Annotated in this window: 14 protein-coding genes; 11 read left to right on the top strand and 3 right to left on the bottom strand. The window is 64.3% G+C overall.

Translation table 11 applies throughout. The features are described from left to right. Nucleotides 1-10: 10 nt before the first annotated feature. Nucleotides 11-1,204 carry a DUF6566 family protein gene (locus tag P0D73_RS03375; protein WP_408429727.1) on the top strand — a complete coding sequence of 398 codons (1,194 nt, stop codon included), beginning with the start codon at nt 11-13 and terminating at the stop codon, nt 1,202-1,204. Between the two features lie 129 nt (nt 1,205-1,333). Here the strand turns inward: P0D73_RS03375 and P0D73_RS03370 are convergent, their stop codons facing one another. Continuing rightward, the gene (locus tag P0D73_RS03370) at nt 1,334-2,887 is read right to left on the bottom strand and encodes a mannose-1-phosphate guanylyltransferase/mannose-6-phosphate isomerase (protein WP_408286639.1); all 1,554 of its coding nucleotides are present in this window, start codon (nt 2,885-2,887) and stop codon (nt 1,334-1,336) included. Nucleotides 2,888-3,522: 635 nt separating this feature from the next. On the opposite strand from P0D73_RS03370, the gene P0D73_RS03365 reads away from it, so the two are divergent. From P0D73_RS03365 to P0D73_RS03320, 10 genes are all read left to right on the top strand, one after another. After that, nucleotides 3,523-4,920, top strand: a complete 1,398-nt coding sequence (locus P0D73_RS03365) for an undecaprenyl-phosphate glucose phosphotransferase (protein ID WP_132374653.1) — start codon at nt 3,523-3,525, stop codon at nt 4,918-4,920. A gap of 40 nt (nt 4,921-4,960) precedes the next feature. After that, the gene (locus P0D73_RS03360; RefSeq protein ID WP_408175428.1) at nt 4,961-6,409 is read left to right on the top strand and encodes a UDP-glucose dehydrogenase family protein; all 1,449 of its coding nucleotides are present in this window, start codon (nt 4,961-4,963) and stop codon (nt 6,407-6,409) included. Between the two features lie 43 nt (nt 6,410-6,452). Next, complete coding sequence (locus P0D73_RS03355; RefSeq protein ID WP_132374651.1) at nt 6,453-6,908, top strand: arsenate reductase/protein-tyrosine-phosphatase family protein; 456 nt, start codon at nt 6,453-6,455, stop codon at nt 6,906-6,908. Further along, nucleotides 6,902-8,131 (top strand): polysaccharide biosynthesis/export family protein, encoded by a 1,230-nt coding sequence (locus P0D73_RS03350; protein WP_408175787.1) that lies wholly within the window; start codon nt 6,902-6,904, stop codon nt 8,129-8,131. Before P0D73_RS03355 ends, P0D73_RS03350 begins: the two co-directional genes overlap by 7 nt. 132 nt (nt 8,132-8,263) lie before the next feature. Next, nucleotides 8,264-10,462 (top strand): polysaccharide biosynthesis tyrosine autokinase, encoded by a 2,199-nt coding sequence (locus tag P0D73_RS03345; RefSeq protein ID WP_132376906.1) that lies wholly within the window; start codon nt 8,264-8,266, stop codon nt 10,460-10,462. 61 nt (nt 10,463-10,523) lie between these two features. Further along, nucleotides 10,524-11,456 (top strand): glycosyltransferase family 2 protein, encoded by a 933-nt coding sequence (locus tag P0D73_RS03340; protein WP_408286636.1) that lies wholly within the window; start codon nt 10,524-10,526, stop codon nt 11,454-11,456. A gap of 100 nt (nt 11,457-11,556) precedes the next feature. Further along, nucleotides 11,557-12,732 carry a glycosyltransferase gene (locus P0D73_RS03335; RefSeq protein WP_408429723.1) on the top strand — a complete coding sequence of 392 codons (1,176 nt, stop codon included), beginning with the start codon at nt 11,557-11,559 and terminating at the stop codon, nt 12,730-12,732. 3 nt (nt 12,733-12,735) lie between these two features. Continuing rightward, on the top strand, nt 12,736-14,205 hold the full coding sequence (locus tag P0D73_RS03330; protein WP_132374647.1) for a glucose-6-phosphate isomerase: 1,470 nt from the start codon (nt 12,736-12,738) through the stop codon (nt 14,203-14,205). Then, a complete protein-coding gene (locus tag P0D73_RS03325) occupies nt 14,202-15,431 on the top strand; it encodes a glycosyltransferase family 4 protein (RefSeq protein WP_408175424.1) in 1,230 nt (409 codons plus the stop codon). The genes P0D73_RS03330 and P0D73_RS03325 overlap by 4 nt, the downstream gene beginning before the upstream one ends. Before the next feature lie 79 nt (nt 15,432-15,510). Continuing rightward, nucleotides 15,511-16,677 carry a glycosyltransferase family 4 protein gene (locus tag P0D73_RS03320; protein WP_408175422.1) on the top strand — a complete coding sequence of 389 codons (1,167 nt, stop codon included), beginning with the start codon at nt 15,511-15,513 and terminating at the stop codon, nt 16,675-16,677. A gap of 129 nt (nt 16,678-16,806) precedes the next feature. Here the strand turns inward: P0D73_RS03320 and gmd are convergent, their stop codons facing one another. After that, nucleotides 16,807-17,850, bottom strand: a complete 1,044-nt coding sequence (gene gmd, locus P0D73_RS03315; RefSeq protein ID WP_408175421.1) for a GDP-mannose 4,6-dehydratase — start codon at nt 17,848-17,850, stop codon at nt 16,807-16,809. Between the two features lie 161 nt (nt 17,851-18,011). After that, on the bottom strand, nt 18,012-18,740 hold the full coding sequence (locus P0D73_RS03310) for an SGNH/GDSL hydrolase family protein (protein WP_408175786.1): 729 nt from the start codon (nt 18,738-18,740) through the stop codon (nt 18,012-18,014). Nucleotide 18,741 lies beyond the last annotated feature (1 nt).

The raw sequence follows: 18,741 nt of genomic DNA, 5'->3' as shown, positions 1-18,741 counted from the left end.
AGAAAACCCAATGTTTTTCGATGAGCTAAGCAATGACGAATGGGCGCTGCTGGCAGCGCTTGTTTCAGATGAGCCGGCCGTCCGTCTAAACCGACGCGGCCGGCCCCGCGCCGAACCACGCATCGTGGCGAATGCCGTCCTGTGGATTCTGACAACCGGTGAACCTTGGTCGAAACTGCCAGGGCGCTATCCGTCGGGTCCGACTTGCCGGCGCCGTTTTGAAGAGTGGCAGTTGAACGGCACGCTGCTGGAGATGGTTCGGCTGTTGTCGCAAACCGGGCGCACCTTTGCGTACGTCCCCCAACCGGCGCCGCCCGTCGCGGCCAAACCCGCGGCACCGGTAGCGGAAACCCCCAGCGTGCGCGACGAGCATCCGCGTGGCGTGTCCTGGAGAAGCCCCGAGTCGTGGCAAGCGCCCGGCGGCATGTCGAACAGCCTGAGCAGTTGGCGTTCGGCCGATCCGATCGCCGACATCACGCGCCAGTTGTCCGGCGTCGCGAATGTGCCGCCGGTGTCTCGTGCGCCAGCGGCACCCGTCGCAGCGCCCGCACGTCATGTCGTGCGGGCCGGCTTGCCGCGCTCGGATGAAGCGCGCGCGGTAGGCGCAGCCATGCATGGTTTGAATTCGGCCGTCGCTTCGGCGCGCGGCACGCCTGCGCCTGACGATCGGCGCAGTCCGTTGTCGATGAGCCTCGCGCCCCGCGGCACGGAAATCCTCGACCGGCGTGGCTATGTGATTTACGTCGCGGCCGAGCAGGTGCCTAACGCCATGTATCGCGCGTGGGCGGAAATCATGAAGGACGGCAAACGCGTCGAGCGTTCTGGCCTCGTCGGCCCGCGCTTTGAGCAAGCTGAGGCGGCGGAGCAATACGCGCTCGACTGGGCGCGGCAGTGGATCGACCGCGAATGCCTCACGTTGGCGGCAGCGGCGCAATCCGCGGCCGTGGCACAAGCATCCGCTCAAGCGCCGGCTCATGTCTCAGCGAACCCTGCGCCCACGGCGGCTCGTCCGTTGCCTGCCTTGCGCCATGTGCCCGAACCAGTCGCGGCCAATCACGGCGCGCCGTTGCATGGACCGCTCAACGCATTCCGTGGTCCGTTGCGCCGTTATCCCGGCGAACCGGCCGCTGCCACGGCGGCGACCGAGAACAGTGCATCCGATCGTTATCCGTCGTACACAGAACTCATCTCCCACGCGGGGTGAGCACAGCAGTTCCCCGCGGCCGGTAGGAGCAACCGCCGCAGGTTCCCGTTTCATTCGTTGTGACATTCGCTGTGATTCACTGGTGTTATCAGAAGGACGCCGTTCACCGACGCCCCTCGTCCACGCGCGTTACTGACGTCCGTAGGTGTCGTCGAAACGCACGATGTCGTCCTCGCCGAGATACGAACCGGACTGGACCTCGATCATTTCGAGCGGCATCTTGCCCGGATTCTCGAGACGGTGGGTGACACCCAGCGGAATATAGGCCGATTCGTTTTCGGAGACGATAAAGCGCTCTTCACCGCGCGTGACGAGCGCCGTGCCGCGCACGACGATCCAATGTTCGGCGCGGTGATGATGCATTTGCAGCGAGAGCCGCGCACCCGGTTTCACCACGATCCGTTTGACCTGGAAGCGCTCGCCGGTGTCGACGGAATCGTAGTTGCCCCACGGGCGATGCACCTTGCGATGGTTGGCCGCCTCCAGCCCACCGTCGTTGCGAATCCGGCCCACGATCTTCTTGACGTCCTGCACGCGCGACTTGTCGGCGACCAGAATGGCGTCGGCCGTTTCCACCACCACGAGATCGTGCGTGCCCACGCAGGCGATCAGGCGTCCTTCCGAATGCGCGAAGGTCGAGGCCGCGCCTTCGAACATCACGCGCCCACGGCCCACGTTCTGATCGGCGTCCTTATCCGAGATGTCCCAGATCGCGTCCCACGAACCCACGTCGGACCAGCCGGCCTGCAACGGCACGACCACGCCCGAGGCCGCGCTTTGATCGTTGCCGAGTTGCTCCATCACCGCGTAGTCGATCGAATTCGACGGCGAGGCACTGAACGCGTCGCGTTGCAGCCGGAAGAAGTCGCCGTCCGCCTTGCCGCCCGCGAAGGCCGCATCGCAGGCTTCGTAAATGGCCGGCTGGAAATGGCGAATCGCCTTCAGCCAGGTCGACGCGCGCATGATGAAGATGCCGCTATTCCACCAGTACTCCTTCGATTCGATATATCGCTGCGCGAGCTCCAGATGCGGCTTCTCGACGAAGCGATCGAGTTTGTGCGCGCCGACCTTGCCGGTCACTTCCGCGTCGGCGTCCTGCGTGTCGTTAGTCGTGCCAAGCGCCGCGCCAATGCGAATGTAGCCGTAGCCCGTTTCCGCGCGCGTCGGCACGATACCCATCGTGACGATATGACCGGCCGCCGCATGCTGCACGCCGGCGGCCACGGCCGCGTGAAAGCCGTCGATGTCGGTGACCGCGTGATCGGCGGGCATCACGACCATGATGCCGTCTTCGTCCTGCGCGGCGACCGAGAGGGCGGCCACCGTGAGTGCCGGCGCCGTGTCGCGGCCGGCGGGTTCGAGAATCAGCCGGGTCGGCTTGCCGCTCGTGCGCAATTGCTCGGCGGTGGTGAAGCGTTGTTCTTCATTGGCCACCACGACGAGTTGCTCGGTGAGCGGATAGCCGGCCTCGAGTCCCTCGAGACGGCGCGTGGTGGATTGCAGCAGCGAATCGTCGCCGAGCAGGCCGATCAACTGTTTCGGATGCTGTTCGCGCGACATCGGCCACAACCGCGTGCCGGAGCCGCCCGCCAGAATCACGGGATGAACCTTGAGCTTGACGTTCAGGGACTTGACTTGCGTGGACCGGGTGTCGGCGGGCGTGGCCGTGACCGGAGCTGTCATGATGGACTCCTCGAGGCTGGGTGAATGCGTCGAGTTTTATCACGAACTCAGGAATCAATAAAAGCGCGTTAAATAGAAACTATATAAAATGCCTAATAAATTTCTCCATTTCGTGAAGAAAAAATGTCCCGATAATTTTTTAAAAAGAAAAATTACGCGAAAAAAATCGCCGGCTATTTTTTTATCGCCATTCATGCCGCAGAATGATGACGGAAGGCGCGGCGTAAGCTTCGTAGGAAAACACTCGCAAAGTACGAGATTGGCTTACATCAAGGCTTGCAGGATGCCTGTCAAACGCAGAATCCGGTAACAATTGCCGAACAAAATTCAGAAAAAATGCCGAAACATTGACCGATACAATTTGAGATTTTTTGCGGTCTTGCAGTGGGAATTTTAATATCGCTTTATCTATACCTGTACAAGGGTATTCACTCATTCCGACACAGGTTTCCCAATCCGGCTGTTCAGGCAGTTTTTTTGGGCGGGAAACAGAAGGGCAATTAGCACCGGTTCAAACAGTTACGCGTCGCGCATGGAATTGCATGACGCGGTTACCGGCGTTGTGCGTCCCATCGCCGGACTGGATTTCAACCAACCAACGGATGGCACTTGACTGACGAACTGAGGGGCAGCGCATGCTGAGCGTTCTATCGAGAATCATCGACATCGCCATGGTCGCGCTCGGCGCCGCCATCGCGACGGCCGTGCACAGCGGGAAAGTCGTGTGGCTGGACGATATGCAAAGCGTCTCGCTCGCATTCGACTGCCTGCTGGTGGTGGTGTTTTTCCCTGCGCTCGGGATCTATCAGTCGTGGCGCGGCAAGCCGCTGTACGACCTGCTGTGCCGCGTGGCGGGCGGCTGGCTGCTGGTGGAAGTCACCGGCGTGCTGATCAGCTTCAGCCTGCACCGCTCGGACAGCCTGTCGCGGCTGTGGCTCGTCTATTGGGCCGTGGCCACGATCGTGCTGCTGATCGTCACCAAGGTGATCGTCTATTCGATTCTGCGCGGACTGCGCCGCGAAGGCTTCAATCAGCGCGCGGTGGCGATCGTCGGCGGCGCACCGTATGGGCGCTTTCTGATCCAGCAGATGCGCAGCCGTCCGGACGCGGGCTTCTCGCCGGTCGTGGTGTTCGATGAAGACAGCACGATCAATCACTACGAAGACCCGGATGCGGGCGAGGTGATCGAAGGCGTGCCGGTCGAACGCGACTATCAGCGCATGCTGCATCTCGTGCGCCAGCGTGCGATCCGCGAGCTGTGGCTGGCGCTGCCGATCTCGAAGGAGAAAGCCATCCATCGCTTCGTGATGGATCTGCGCAACGACTTCGTGAACATCCGCTTCATTCCGGACGTGCGCAGCCTGACGCTCTTCAATCAGCCGATGGTCGATCTGCTCGGCGTGCCGGCGATCAATCTTGCCGCTTCGCCGATCACCGATCTGCGCGTGCTGCCCAAGCGCGTGTTCGATCGTCTGTTCGCGCTGGCCGCGTTGACCGCGCTCGCGCCGGTGATGCTGGTGATCGCCGCCGCGGTGAAGCTGAACTCGCCGGGCCCGGTGTTCTTCCGGCAAAAGCGCAAAGGCATCGACGGCAATCAGTTCGAGATCTACAAGTTCCGCTCGATGAAGATGCACAAGGAGGAGCACGGCAAGATCACCCAGGCCACGCGGCGCGATCCGCGCATCACCGCGGTCGGCGCGTTCCTGCGGCGCACCAGTCTCGACGAGCTGCCGCAGTTCATCAACGTGTTGCGCGGCGAGATGTCGGTGGTCGGCCCGCGTCCGCATGCGCTCGAACACGACGACATCTACAAGGATCTGGTGAAGGGCTACATGCACCGTTACCGGATCAAGCCGGGCATCACCGGGTGGGCGCAGATCAACGGCTATCGCGGCGAAACCGACCGCATCGAAAAGATGATGGGCCGCGTCAAGCTCGATCTGTACTACATGCAGCACTGGACCTTCTGGCTCGACATCAAGATCGTCGTGCTGACGCTGTGGAAAGGCTTCGTCGGCAGCAACGCTTACTAAGCTCCTTTCCCAATCAACTCAATTCTGCGAGGTGTAATACATGAACCTGACGATCATCGGTAGTGGCTACGTAGGCCTCGTGACGGGCGCATGTCTGGCCGACATCGGCCACGATGTGTTCTGTCTCGACGTCGATCAGCGCAAGATCGACGTGCTCAACAACGGCGGCGTGCCGATCCATGAACCGGGTCTGCAGGAGATCATCGCGCGCAATCGCAAGGCCGGCCGCCTGAAGTTCTCGACCGACGTCGAAGCCGCGGTCGCGCATGGCGATATCCAGTTCATCGCGGTCGGCACGCCATCCGACGAAGACGGTTCCGCCGACCTGCAATACGTGCTCGCCGCCGCGCGCAACATCGGCCGCCATATGACGGGCTTCAAGGTGATCGTCGACAAATCGACGGTGCCGGTCGGCACGGCCTCGCGCGTGCGCGAAGTGATCGCCGCCGAACTCGCCGAACGCAATGCCGCGCACATGTTCTCGGTGGTGTCGAATCCCGAATTCCTGAAAGAAGGCGCGGCGGTGGAAGACTTCACGCGGCCCGATCGCATCGTGCTTGGTTGCGACGAGGACGTGCCGGGCGAGAAAGCGCGCGACCTGATGAAGCGCCTCTACGCGCCGTTCAACCGCAATCGCGAACGCACGCTGTATATGGACGTGCGCTCGGCCGAATTCACCAAGTACGCGGCCAACGCGATGCTCGCCACGCGCATTTCGTACATGAACGAACTCGCGAATCTCGCCGACCGCGTCGGCGCGGATATCGAGGCCGTGCGTCGCGGCATCGGTTCCGATCCGCGCATCGGCTACGACTTTCTGTATGCCGGTTGCGGCTACGGCGGCTCGTGCTTCCCGAAGGACGTGCAGGCGCTGATCCGCACGGCCGCCGATCACAAGGCGAATCTGCGCATTCTCGAAGCGGTCGAAGCGGTCAACGACACGCAGAAGAAAGTGCTCGCGAACAAGATCGTCGCGCGGCTCGGCGAAGACCTGTCGGACCGCACCTTCGGCGTGTGGGGCCTCGCGTTCAAGCCGAACACCGACGACATGCGCGAAGCGCCGAGCCGTCCGCTGATCGCCGAGCTGCTGCGCCGCGGCGCGCGCGTGAAAGCGTACGACCCGGTCGCGATCGACGAATCGAAGCGCGTGTTCGCGCTGGACCTGAAGGACGTGCCGCAACAGCACGCGCGGCTCGAGTTCGTGAAGGAAGAGATGGAAGCCGCCGAAGGCGCCGACGCGTTGGTGATCCTCACCGAGTGGAAGGCGTTCAAGAGCCCGGACTTCGACTCGCTCAAGCGGATCCTGAAGACGCCGCTGATTTTCGACGGCCGCAACCTGTACGAACCGGACGCGCTGCTCGAGCTCGGTATCGAGTATCACGCGATCGGCCGTCAGCACGCGCTGCGCATCGCGCCTGCGAAGGTCGGCACGAACGGCTTGCCGCTCGCGCAGGAAGAAACGGCGGACGCAGCCGAAGCCGGCCGCTGATCCGCTGCCAACGCATCGACAAGCCGTTATCACGGAGCCCGCCATGTTCGCCAACGTTCTGATCGTCTGCCACGCAAACGTCTGCCGTTCGCCCGCCGCCGAAATGCTGTTCAAGGCCCGGCAGGGCGCGGCGTCGCGTTCGCAGGCGGCGCCGATCGCGTTTCATTCGGCGGGCATCCGGGCCGTGAACGGCCACGGCATGGACCCGGTCATGCAACGCCTGCTCGCCGAGCAGGGCGTTGCCTCGGGCATCCACTACTCGCGGCGTCTTGACCGGCAACTCGTGCGCGACGCCGATCTGGTGCTGGTCACCGAGCGCGCGCAGGTGAGCGATGTCGAAGCGCTCGATCCGGCCTCGCGCGGCAAGGTCTATCCGCTCGGCAAGTGGGAAGCGGATTCCGACGTCGCCGATCCGCACGGCGGTGCGGAAACCGCTTATAGGGAGAGTCTCGTGCTCATCGAACATCTGGTCATGGGATGGCTGAAGAAAATATGCTGATGAAAAAACTCACTGCACACTCATTCGCGAACGGCAAGTCGACGCATTTCAACTCGAAACTTGCCGCCACGCTTTTGCTGACGTCCTTTCTGTCGGCCTGCGCCACCGCACCTGGCAACTACCTCGATACGTCCCGTCTGAAAGACGACGGCCAGCACGACAGCCAGCCCGCGGAAACCTATCCGGTCCATGTGATCGATGCCGCCGTCGTGACCGCGCAGGCGCAAGCCGCCGCCGCGAAGACCCAGGTGCTGCCGACCTCGACCCTGAGCGACCCGTCGCAGTACGTGTACCGGCTCTCGCCGCAGGACATTCTCGGCATCACCGTGTGGGACCACCCTGAATTGACCACGCCGCAGGGCAGCACGCTGTCGGCGGGCGGCAACACCACGCAGTCGATCGGCGGCGCCTTGCAGCAGCCGTACACGGCCGCGCTGCCGGGCCAGGCCGATCCGTACGGCCAGACCATCGCGGCCGACGGCACGATCTTTTTCCCGTTCGTCGGCCGTATTCGGGCCGCCGGCAAAACCGTCGGTGAGTTGCGCGATCAATTGAGCTCCGGCCTCGTGCGCTATATCCGCAATCCGCAGGTCGACGTGCGCGTGCTGTCGTACCGCGGCCAGAAGGTGCAGGTGACCGGCGAAGTGAAGACGCCGGGCCCGCTCGCGGTGAGCGACGTGCCGCTCACGCTGGTCGACGCGATCACGCGCTCGGGCGGCACGAACGCGGACGCCGACATTCAGCGCGTACGTCTCACGCGCAACAACAAACTCTACGTGCTCGACGCCGACCGCATGCTCGATCGCGGCGACACCACGCAGAACGTGATGCTGCAAAACGGCGACGTGATCAACGTGCCGGACCGCACCGACAGCCGCGTCTTCGTGATGGGTGAAGTGAAAACGCCGATCCAGTTGCCGATCATCAAGGGCCGCATGACGATCGCCGACGCGCTGACGCAAGGCGGCGGCATTCTCGACACCGACGCCAATCCGCGCCAGATCTTCGTGATGCGCGGCATGAAAGATCACCCGACCACGCCGGACGTGTACCGCCTCGACATGACGCAGCCGGACGCCATCATGCTGTCCTCGCAGTTCCAGTTGCAGCCGCTGGATGTCGTGTATGTGGGCACCGCCGCGTCGACCACCTTCAACCGTGTGTTGCAGCAGGTGTTGCCGAGTGTGCAGACGTTGTTCTACCTGAAGCAGCTGACGCGTTGATCGTCTGAACCGCAGTCTGAGCCGTCGTCAGGCCCGCGCCGCGCCGTCCGTAAAGGACGCGGCGCGGGACCGAAGCAAACACCGCTGTAACCGATACGGGATCGAATTGTGAGCAACCAAATCTCTCCACACATGGCCGGTCCGATCAAGACCGAAGAAGAGGACGTCGTCCTCGGACAACTGGTGCAGGTGATCCTCGACGATATCTGGTGGCTCATCGCCATCGCCGCGGTGATCGTCGGGATCGCCGGCGCCTATTGTTTTCTCGCCAAGCCGATCTATTCGGCGGATGCGCATGTGCGGGTCGAGCAATCCGACAACACGTCGCAGGCGCTCACGCAGACGCAGACCGGTGCGGCCATCACCACCGGCTCGACCTCGCTGCCGACCGACGCCGAAATCGAAATCATCAAGAGCCGCGGCGTGGTCGGCCCGGTCGTGCAGCAACTGAAGCTGAACTTCAGCGTCACGCCGAAGACGCTGCCGCTTCTGGGCAGCATCGCCGCGCGCATGGCGACGCCGGGTCAGCCGGCGCGTCCGTGGCTGGGTCTGTCGTCGTACGCATGGGGCGGTGAAGAGGCCGACGTCGATTCGATCGACGTGATCCCCGCGCTGGAAGGTCAGAAGCTGACCATGAAGGTGATCGACGACCAGCACTACAGCCTGTATGCGCAGAACGGTTCGCTGCTGCTGCGCGGTCTCGTCGGCCAGCAGGAGCAGGGCGGCGGCGTGACCATCATGGTCAATAAACTGGTGGCGCGGCCGGGCGAGGAATTCACGGTGATGCGCGCCAACGACCTCGACGCGATCTCCGCGTTCCAGTCGGCCATCACGGTGCAGGAGCAAGGCAAGCAGACCGGCGTGATCCAGATCTCGCTGGAAGACAAGAGCCCTGAGCATGCCGCGCTGGTCGCCAACGCGCTCGCACAGTCGTATGTGCGCCAGCACGTGCTGAACAAGCAGGCCGACGCCAGCAAGATGCTCGACTTCCTGAAGAGCGAGGAGCCGCGCCTGAAGTCCGATCTCGAACGCGCCGAAGCCGCCCTGACCGCGTATCAGCGCCAGTCCGGCTCGATCAACGCGAGCGACGAGGCCAAGGTGTACCTCGAAGGCAGCGTGCAGTACGAGCAGCAGATCGCCGGCTTGCGTCTGCAGATGGCGCAGCTCACCGAGCGCTACGGCGACGACCATCCGATGCTGGTGGCCGCGCGTGAGCAGATGGCCGAATTACAGGCGCAGCGCACCAAATACGCCGACCGCTTCCGCGATCTGCCGGCCACCGAAGTGAAGGCCGTGCAGTTGCAGCGCGACGCCAAGGTGGCGGAAGACATCTACGTGCTGCTGCTTAACCGCGTGCAGGAGTTGTCGGTGCAGAAGGCCGGCACCGGCGGCAACGTGCATATCGTCGACGCCGCGCTGCGTCCGGGCGTGCCGGTCAAGCCGAAGAAGGCGCTGATCCTGTCGGCGGCGGTGATTCTCGGGCTGATCGCGGGCACCGGCTTCGTGTTCCTGCGCCGCAATATGTTCAAGGGCATCGACGACCCCGATCACATCGAGCGCGCGTTCCATCTGCCGGTGTTCGGCCTCGTGCCGCTCTCCGCCGAACAGGGCGTGCTCGAAGCCAGCTTCCTGCGCGGCGGCGAGCGTCTGCGCTCGGTGCTGGCGAATGCGCGGCCCAAGGACGTCACGGTTGAAAGCCTGCGCAGCCTGCGCACCTCCATGCAGTTCACGCTGCTGGACGCGAAGAACCGCATCGTCATGCTGACCGGCCCGATGGCCGGAGTCGGCAAGAGCTTCCTGACGGTCAATCTGGCGGTGCTGCTCGCGAACTCGGGCAAGCGTGTGCTGATGATCGACGGCGACATGCGCCGCGGTGTGCTCGAACGCTATCTGGGCGGTGCGCCGGATAACGGCCTGTCCGAATTGCTGAGCGGCCAGATCTCGCTGGAAGAAGCGATCCGCAGCTCGCAGGTCGACGGCCTGAGCTTCATCTCGTGCGGCCGCCGTCCGCCGAATCCGTCGGAACTACTTATGTCGCCGCGTCTGCCGCAGTACCTCGAAGGCCTCGCCAAGCGCTACGACGTGATCATGATCGACACGCCGCCGGTGCTGGCCGTGACCGATGCGTCGATCATCGGCGCGTATGCCGGATCGACCTTCTTCGTGATGCGCTCGGGCGTGCACAGCGAAGGCGAAATCAACGATGCGTTGAAGCGTCTGCGCGCGGCCGGCGTGCACGTGCAGGGCGGCATTTTCAACGGCATGCCGGCCCGCTCGCGCGGCGGCTACGACCGTGGCTACGCGGCGGTTCAGGAATACCTGAGCACCTGAGCCCGGAGGTTTGCGGATGCATTCCGAACCTCGCGCAACGACGACTAAAAAGGACATCACGATGAAAGTGACGGTACTGGTTCCGACTTACCGCCGCCCGGCCGATCTGGCGCGCTGCCTCGCGGCGCTGCAACGGCAGTCGCGGCTGCCTGACGAAGTGGTGGTGGTGGCGCGCGCCGACGACGAAGCGACCCACGCGTGCCTGCGCGATCCGGCCGTGCCGGGCGCGCTGCCGCTCTCGGTGGCGCTGGTCGAAGCGCCCGGCCAGGTCGCGGCTCTGAATCGCGGTCTGGACGCCGCGCGCGGCGACGTGATCGCGATCACCGACGACGACGCCGCGCCGCACGCCGACTGGGTCGAACGCATTGCGGCCGCGTTCGCCGGCGACGCGCGCCTCGGCGCGCTCGGCGGACGCGACTGGGTGCACGAGAAAGGCCGCGTGCTGGACGGCGAGCGGCCGCTGGTGGGCAAGGTCACGGCGCACGGCAAGATCATCGGCAATCATCATCTGGGCGTTGGCGGCGCGCGCGAAGTCGACATTCTGAAGGGCGCGAATATGAGCTACCGCCGCGAGGCGGTGCGCACCATCCGCTTCGACGCGCGCCTGCGCGGCGCCGGCGCGCAGGTCCACAACGACATGGCGTTCAGCCTCGCCGTGAGAAACGCCGGCTGGAAGCTGATGTACGACCCGCGCGTGGCGGTCGATCACTTTCCCGCCGAGCGTTTCGACGACGACCGGCGCGACGCGCAAACCATGGCGGCCTTGCGTAACGCCGCCTTCAACTTCCATCTGATCCTGCGCGACCAGTTGCCGCCGCTGCACCGCGAAACCGCCTGGTGGTGGTGGACGCTGGTCGGCACGCGCGTTTATCCGGGGCTCACGCACGCGGCGCTCGCGCTGCTCTCGAAGCAGGCCGGCCTGAAGCTGACGCGCTGGCGCGCCGTGCGCAGCGGTGCGCACGAGGCGCGTCGCGCGCTGTCACGCGCCGCGTGATCGCTCTGGCTCGCACCACGTCCCGCACGTTCGCGCATCGGCGCACGGCCCGCGTCAGGGCCGCCGATGCCCCTTTCCACCGGCAGAGCGGAGTGTCTGCATGAGTACGAAAGTTCACGTTCATCTGTTTTACGGCGCCGACCCGCGCTTTTATCGACAGGGCGACGACATTGGCTGTCTGTATGGCTATCACCACGCGGAATCCGACGCGTTCAAGCTCACCTATTCGCAGGATGCCCGCGAAGGCAAGCCGGTGCGCCTGCTGCGCCGCGCGCTGAAGGCGGCGCTCGGATTCGACTTCATCCATACGTGGCGCAACCGCGCCGAGATGCTGCGCTCGGACGTGATCTGGACGCACACGGAACAGGAATGGCTCTCCGCGGCCCTCATGCTGCTGCTGAGCGGCCGCAAGGCGGGCGCCGACGCCTCGCCCTTGCTGCTCGCGCAAAGCGTGTGGCTGCTCGATAAATGGCCTTCCTACGGCATTCTGCGCAGCTGGTTGTATCGCAAGCTGATGACGCGCGCCGATCAGCTCACCACCCTCGCCAGCGAAAACGCCGAACTGTGCCGGCGCTATTTCGATCGCGACGCCAAACCGCTGCTCTATGGCCTGAACACGCGCGACTTTCCGGTCAAAACACCGGCCGAATGGGCGCCGCACACGCCGATCCGCATTGCAGCGATCGGCAACGACCGCGACCGCGATTGGGAGACGCTCATCAAGGCGTTCGGCAACGACGCCCGCTACACGGTAAAGCTCGCGACACGTCGCCGGATTCCCGCGTCGCTGCGCGCGCCGAATGTCGAGATCGCACTGTTCTCCGGCATCAAGAAGCAACACGAACTGTACGACTGGGCCGACGTGATCGTCGTGCCGTTGCGGCCGAATTCGCACGCCTCGGGCATCACCGTGATGCTCGAAGCAGCGGCGGTCGGCAAGCCGATGGTGGTCACGAATGTCGGCGCGTTGCAGGATTATTTTCCGGCGGGCGAGGCGTCCTATATCCCGCCGTTCAATCCGCAGGCATTGCGTGAAGCGGTCGACCAGCTCGCCGCCGCGCCGCTGGACGCGCTGCGCCAGGCGCAAGCGGCCGCCGCCGGCCTGCTGTCGCGCGACCTGACCACGCAGCACTACGCGATGCAGCACGTGCGGATCACGCAGGAGATGCTGCGCGCGCGCGCCTCGTCACGCGTGCGCTCGGCGGCCGGCATGACGACGGCGGCGGGCGTGTCCGACGCTGAGCGGCCGGCGCGGCAGTCGCGCGGAGGTCTCTGAACGATGTCGACGATTGCGCGAAGCGCCGATAGCGTGAACGGCACCGGACGGGCGCCGTCCCGCGGCCGCAAGGAATGGCTGCCGGAGGCTTTGCTGTGGTTCGTCACGACGCTGCTGATCGGCGCGCATCAGGGCACGGTGCTCACGCTCGCGTTTCCGATGCTCGCGATCCTCACGGGCCTGTGGCTCTATTTCAAGAGCCCGGCGCGCTATATCGGCTTCATGTGGTGGCTGTGGTTCCTGAGCCCGGAAGTGCGGCGTCTGGCCGACTGGTCCAAGGGTTCGTTCACGCCGACCAGCCTGATCCAGGTCGCGCCGCTCGCGGTCACGATGATCAGCGCGCTGTCGCTCCTGCGCTACTACAAACTGCTGGCGCAACGGCGCGGCCTGCCGGTGCTGCTGATCCTGCTCGGGCTCATCTATGCGTTCCTCGTGGGCGTGATGTCGAGCGGGCCGCTCGCGGCCACTTACGACCTGGCGAACTGGCTGTATCCGATCCTGATCGGCTTTCACATCATGGCGAACACGCGCCAGTATCCGCAGTACCGCGACACCATCGTCAACACGTTCATCTGGGGCATGCTGGTGATGGGCGGCTACGGTCTGGTGCAGTTCTTCATCATGCCGCAGTGGGACGCGCTGTGGATGCTCGGCTCGCAGATGAACTCGCAAGGCGACCCGGTGCCGATGGGCGTGCGCGTGTTCAGCACGATGAACTCGTCGGGACCGTTCGCCTTCGCGATGATGGGCGCGATGGTGTTCGTCATGGCGGCCACGCACCGGGTGCGCTGGGTCGCGGCGGCGCTGGGTTTTTTCGCATTCGCGCTGAGCCTCGTGCGCTCGACGTGGGGCGGCTGGGTCATCGCGTTGCTGATTCAGCTCGTCAAATCGAACAACAAGGTGCGGGTGCGCATCGTCGCCAGCGCGGTGCTGTTGGCGGGGCTGTGCGTGCCGCTGCTGGCGGTCGGTCCGGTGGCGGAACGGATGCAGGCGCGTCTCACGACTATCGTCAACCTGAACGACGACCAGAGCTACGCCGCCCGTAACGAGTTCTACGCGACCTTCGCTAAAACGGCCTTCACCGACGTGTCGGGCGAAGGCATGGGCGCCACCGGCACCTCCACCAAGCTCTCGAACGACGGCGGCCAGCTCGGCCAGTACGGCAACTTCGACAGCGGCGTGATGAACATTCCGTTCGTGCTCGGCTGGCCCGGCACGCTGCTCTATATGTCCGGAATCATCTGGCTCGTGACGCGCGCGGTGCTCGCGTCGTTCAAGCTGCGCAACGACAAATTCGTGTCCGCCTGCATGAGCCTGAGCCTCGCGACCTTCGCGATGCTGGTGTTCACCAATTCGCTGGTCGGCACGGGCGGACTGCTGCTTTTCATGGGTGTTTTTTCGATCCTTTCCGCGGTTCATTACGAAAAGATAAACCGCAGACGCACGCTATTTCTCCACGGAGGCACTGATTGAGAGTCGCCATTGTCACGCACGTTGTGCGCCATAACGACGGCCAGGGGCGCGTCAACCACGAGATCGCGCGCGCGGCCCTCGACGAGAACATCGGCGTCACGCTGGTCGCCTCGCACGTCGCGCCGGATCTGCTCGCGCATCCGAACGTCCGCTGGGTGCCGATGAAAATCGGCCGCTGGTGGCCGACCAATCTGCTGCGCCAGCAGGTGTTCGCGTTCAAGAGCGCGATGTGGCTGCGCGCGCATCGCCGCGAATACGACGTGCTGCACGTGAACGGCTTCATCACGTGGATGCCCGCCGACGTCAACACCTCGCACTTCGTGCATAGCGGCTGGTTCGGCAGCAAGTACTATCCGTTCGGGCTCACCAAGGGCGTGTGGTCCGCCTATCAGTCGGTCTATACGCGCTGCAATGCGCTGCTCGAACGCTGGGCCTACCGGCGTTCGAAGGTGATCACGGCCGTGTCGCAAAAGGTCGCCGACGAGATTCACGCTATCGGTCTCACGCCCGATAACCGTGTCGATGTCATCTACAACGGCGTGGATACGCAAGGCTTCGCCGCGGCTACGGGCGACCGCGAGAAATTCGGCCTGCCGAAGGACGCGTTTTTGCTGCTGTTCGTGGGCGACCTGCGCACACCGCGCAAGAACCTCGGCACCGTGCTCGCCGCGCTCAAGTATCTGCCCGAGCACGTGCAGATGGCGGTGGCGGGCTTCCTGCCGGGCAGTCCGTATCCGGAAGAGGCGAAGGCGCTCGGCATTGCGCATCGCGTGCATTTTCTCGGTCTCGTGAAGGAGATGCCGGTGCTGATGCATTCGGTCGACGCCTTCGTGTTTCCGTCGCGCTATGAAGCGATGAGCCTGTCGCTGCTCGAAGCGATGGCGGCGGGCTTGCCGGTGGTCACGGCGCGCACCGCGGGCGGCGCTGAAATCATCACGCCGGAATGCGGCATCGTGCTCGACGATCCGGACGATCCCAAGGCGCTGGCCCGCGCGGTCGCACGTCTCGCCGACAACCACGTCGAGCGCCGCGCGATGGGCGTCGCCGCCAACGAACTCGCGACCGGCTTCGGCTGGGCGCGCATGGCCGCGCAATACATCGCGCTGTATCGCCAACTCGCGGGACAGCAGAAGCATCGCCGGCAAAGCGAGGCGGAAGCGGCAGCGGTCGCCAAGACCGACGCGTTGACGCTGAACACGCTGGCCGGCCAGAAGAGCGCGGAATGACGTTGCGGGGTTCATTAACCCGGCTGGCACGTTCATCGCTCAACCATCACAACTCTCAAAACGCACAGGGGTCACAACCATGACGACGAGTTCTATCAAATCGCTGCAGATCGGGATGCACTGGTTCCCCGAGCGCGCGGGCGGCCTCGACCGCATGTACTACTCGCTGGTCGGCGCGTTGCCTGGCGCGGGCGTCGCGGTGCGCGGCGTAGTGGCCGGCTCGCCCAAAGTGGCCGCCGACACCGGCGGCGCGATCAACGGCTTCGGCTCCGCCGCGCAATCGCTGCCTTTGCGGCTGATGGCGGCGCGCCGCGCGCTGCGTCAGGAAATCAGCACCTCGCGTCCCGACGTGATTTCCTCGCACTTCGCGCTCTATACCTTTCCGGGTCTCGACGTGACGCGCGGCATACCGCAGGTCTCGCACTTTCAGGGGCCGTGGGCCGACGAGAGTCACGTGGAAGGCGCCGATTCGCTCGGCCAGCGCGCCAAGCGCTATCTGGAACAATCGGTCTATGCGCGCTCGTCGCGGCTGATCGTGCTGTCCGAGGCGTTCGGCAAGATTCTGACCTCGCGCTATCGCATCGCGCCGGACCGTGTGCGCGTGGTGCCCGGGTGCGTCGATGTCGAGCAGTTCAATCTGCCGATCTCGCCCGCCGAGGCGCGTCTGAAGCTGCAATTGCCGCAAGACCGGCCGATCGTGCTGGCGGTGCGGCGTCTGGTGCGCCGCATGGGTCTCGAGGATCTGATCGATGCGGTGAAGCTGCTCAAGCGCAGCTCGCCCGATGTGTTGCTGCTGATCGCCGGCAAAGGGCGGCTCGAGGGCGAACTGCAGGCGCGCATCACCGAGGCGGGTCTGGAGGACAACGTGAAGCTGCTGGGTTTCGTGCCCGACCAGCATCTGGCGGCGCTGTACCGCGCGGCGAATATCAGCGTCGTGCCGACGGTGGCGCTGGAAGGCTTTGGCCTCATCACCGTCGAGTCGCTGGCCTCGGGTACGCCGGTACTGGTCACGCCCGTGGGCGGCTTGCCTGAGGCGGTGGCGGGTTTGTCGCCGAATCTGGTGCTGCCGGAGACGGGCGCGAAAGCCATCGCGGATGGACTCGCAGGCGCGCTCAACGGCACGCTGAAATTGCCCGATGCCGATGCATGCCGCCGCTATGCGCGCGAGAACTTCGATAACTCGGTGATCGCGAAGCGGGTGGCTTCGGTGTATAGCGAGGCGATTGCGGCGCGTGGGGTGCACTGAGCCAGACGTGAACTACGCTCGTGGCACGATGAAATAAAAAAGACGCGGAGCCTCGATCATCAGGATCAGGCTCCGCGTCTTTTTTTGCATGGAAGATACGCGACCGTGGCCGCGCATCTTCGTTGGGGATCAGAACGTCTCGTGATGCTCGTTGCGTCCGAGATCCGCATGAACCATCATGTGGCACAACTGCTCCAGCGTGGTTTCCGGCTTCCAGCCGAGTTTTTCGTGAGCCTTGTCGGCGCAGCCGATCAGCAGGTCCACTTCGGCCGGGCGATAGAACTTCGGATTCACGCGCACCAGCGTCTTGCCGGTGGCGACGTCGATACCGGATTCGCGCTCTTCCTTGCCCGACCATTCGAGCTGATAGCCCGCTGCCGAAAACGCCATACGCACGAAATCTCGGACTGTTTCGGTGCGGCCGGTGGCGAGCACGAAGGTGTCCGGTTCGTCGGCTTGCAGCATGCGCCACATGCCTTCCACGTATTCGAGCGCGAAGCCCCAGTCGCGCTTGGCGCTCAGGTTGCCAAGCTCGAGCACGTCCTGCTTGCCGAGCTTGATCTTGGCGACGGTGTCGGTGATCTTGCGGGTGACGAATTCGCGGCCACGCAGCGGCGATTCGTGATTGAACAGAATCCCGCTGCTCGCAAAGAGGCCATACGACTCGCGATAGTTGATGGTCGACCAGTGCGCGAACAGCTTGGCGACGCCATACGGGCTGCGCGGATAGAAGGGCGTGTCCTCGCGTTGCGGAACGGCCTGCACGAGGCCGAACATTTCCGACGTCGACGCCTGGTAGTAGCGCATCTTCGGATTCAGGATACGGATGCCTTCCAGCAGATTCAATGCGCCGATGCCGGTCACTTCGGCGGTGGTCACCGGCTGGTCGAACGAGACGCCCACGAAGCTTTGCGCGGCGAGGTTGTACAGCTCATCGGCTTGCGCGCCTTCGAGCAGGCGCAGCGTCGAGCCGAGGTCGGTCAGATCGTGTTCGACCAGACGCAGATTCGGATGATCGAGCACGCCGAGCTCACGCATGCGCCAGAAATTGACGGAACTCGTGCGCCGGTAAGTGCCGGTCACGATATAGCCCTTGTCGAGCAGCAGTTTGGTCAGATAGGCGCCGTCCTGTCCGGATACGCCGGTGATGATCGCTTTGCGTGGTTGGCTCATAGCTTGCCTTCGAGATTGTTAAAAGAGAAAAAGAAAAAGCAGTCGCGCCGGCTAGGGCGCATTTCATCGGCACACTCGGAAGCGCATCTCAGAAGCACGTTTCGCAAGCATCAAAAAGCACCCAATGCACCCAATGCACGAAACGCACTTGAAAAAGCGTTTCAGGGCGTGCCGTCCAACAGCCGCCGCACCAACGGTTCGACGACCTGAAAATCCTGTTCGGCCTTCAGCCGGTACAAATCCGGCTTGGGATGCGCGCCGTCGGACATCAGCGTCTTCCAGTCCGGCAGACTGCTGATGTAGGCGAACTGGTCGACGAGCGGGATCTGCTGCTCGGCGGCCACGCGGCGCGTCATGGCGACCATCGTCGCGAGCCGCGCGTTGAGCCGGTTGTCGGGCATCGGGTTCGCGGTCTGCAGAACCGGCTGCTTGCCGAGCGCGCGAGCGGTTTTCACGAGCGTCGTTTCGGCTGTGTAGAACTGCTCCGGCGTCTGGTTCTGCATCACTTCGTTGATGCCGTAGTTGATCAGCACGATCTGCGCGGGCGAGGCGGCGAGCCGTTCCCGCCACGGCAACCCGGCCGTCGGGCCGGCGCGGCGAATGCCCGTGCCGTCGCGCAGCTGCGTCGCCATCGTGTTGCCCACGCCGTAGTTCGTGACCAGCACCCGTTCGCCGTGCCGCGCCTGCAATTCATCCTGCAGGTACGCCACGGCGTTCTGCGCCTGCGGACCGCAATGGCCGCCGCTGCAGGTAATGCCGAGCGTCGTCGAGTCGCCGTAGGCCTCGATCAGCACTTGCGATCGCGGGCCCGGCGCCGCGGCGAACGCGGCGGATGCGATGAGCGATGCCGCGGCGCATGCGCTTGCAGCGAGCCGTGCACGGCGCTTCATC

Origin of the sequence: Paraburkholderia sp. RL18-101-BIB-B (assembly GCF_046026985.1) — a bacterium.
Taxonomy (GTDB): Bacteria; Pseudomonadota; Gammaproteobacteria; order Burkholderiales; family Burkholderiaceae; genus Paraburkholderia.
Note: the sequence above shows the minus strand (reverse complement) of the source record. Positions and strands in the feature narration are given on the sequence as shown.

Excerpts from the sequence above, each read along its gene's own strand:
- P0D73_RS03375 (WP_408429727.1), top strand. The coding sequence starts at position 11 with ATGTTTTTCGATGAGCTAAGCAATGACGAATGGGCGCTGCTGGCAGCG.
- P0D73_RS03370 (WP_408286639.1), bottom strand. The coding sequence starts at position 2,887 with ATGACAGCTCCGGTCACGGCCACGCCCGCCGACACCCGGTCCACGCAA.
- P0D73_RS03365 (WP_132374653.1), top strand. The coding sequence starts at position 3,523 with ATGCTGAGCGTTCTATCGAGAATCATCGACATCGCCATGGTCGCGCTC.
- P0D73_RS03360 (WP_408175428.1), top strand. The coding sequence starts at position 4,961 with ATGAACCTGACGATCATCGGTAGTGGCTACGTAGGCCTCGTGACGGGC.
- P0D73_RS03355 (WP_132374651.1), top strand. The coding sequence starts at position 6,453 with ATGTTCGCCAACGTTCTGATCGTCTGCCACGCAAACGTCTGCCGTTCG.
- P0D73_RS03350 (WP_408175787.1), top strand. The coding sequence starts at position 6,902 with ATGCTGATGAAAAAACTCACTGCACACTCATTCGCGAACGGCAAGTCG.
- P0D73_RS03345 (WP_132376906.1), top strand. The coding sequence starts at position 8,264 with ATGGCCGGTCCGATCAAGACCGAAGAAGAGGACGTCGTCCTCGGACAA.
- P0D73_RS03340 (WP_408286636.1), top strand. The coding sequence starts at position 10,524 with ATGAAAGTGACGGTACTGGTTCCGACTTACCGCCGCCCGGCCGATCTG.
- P0D73_RS03335 (WP_408429723.1), top strand. The coding sequence starts at position 11,557 with ATGAGTACGAAAGTTCACGTTCATCTGTTTTACGGCGCCGACCCGCGC.
- P0D73_RS03330 (WP_132374647.1), top strand. The coding sequence starts at position 12,736 with ATGTCGACGATTGCGCGAAGCGCCGATAGCGTGAACGGCACCGGACGG.
- P0D73_RS03320 (WP_408175422.1), top strand. The coding sequence starts at position 15,511 with ATGACGACGAGTTCTATCAAATCGCTGCAGATCGGGATGCACTGGTTC.
- gmd (WP_408175421.1), bottom strand. The coding sequence starts at position 17,850 with ATGAGCCAACCACGCAAAGCGATCATCACCGGCGTATCCGGACAGGAC.
- P0D73_RS03310 (WP_408175786.1), bottom strand. The coding sequence starts at position 18,740 with ATGAAGCGCCGTGCACGGCTCGCTGCAAGCGCATGCGCCGCGGCATCG.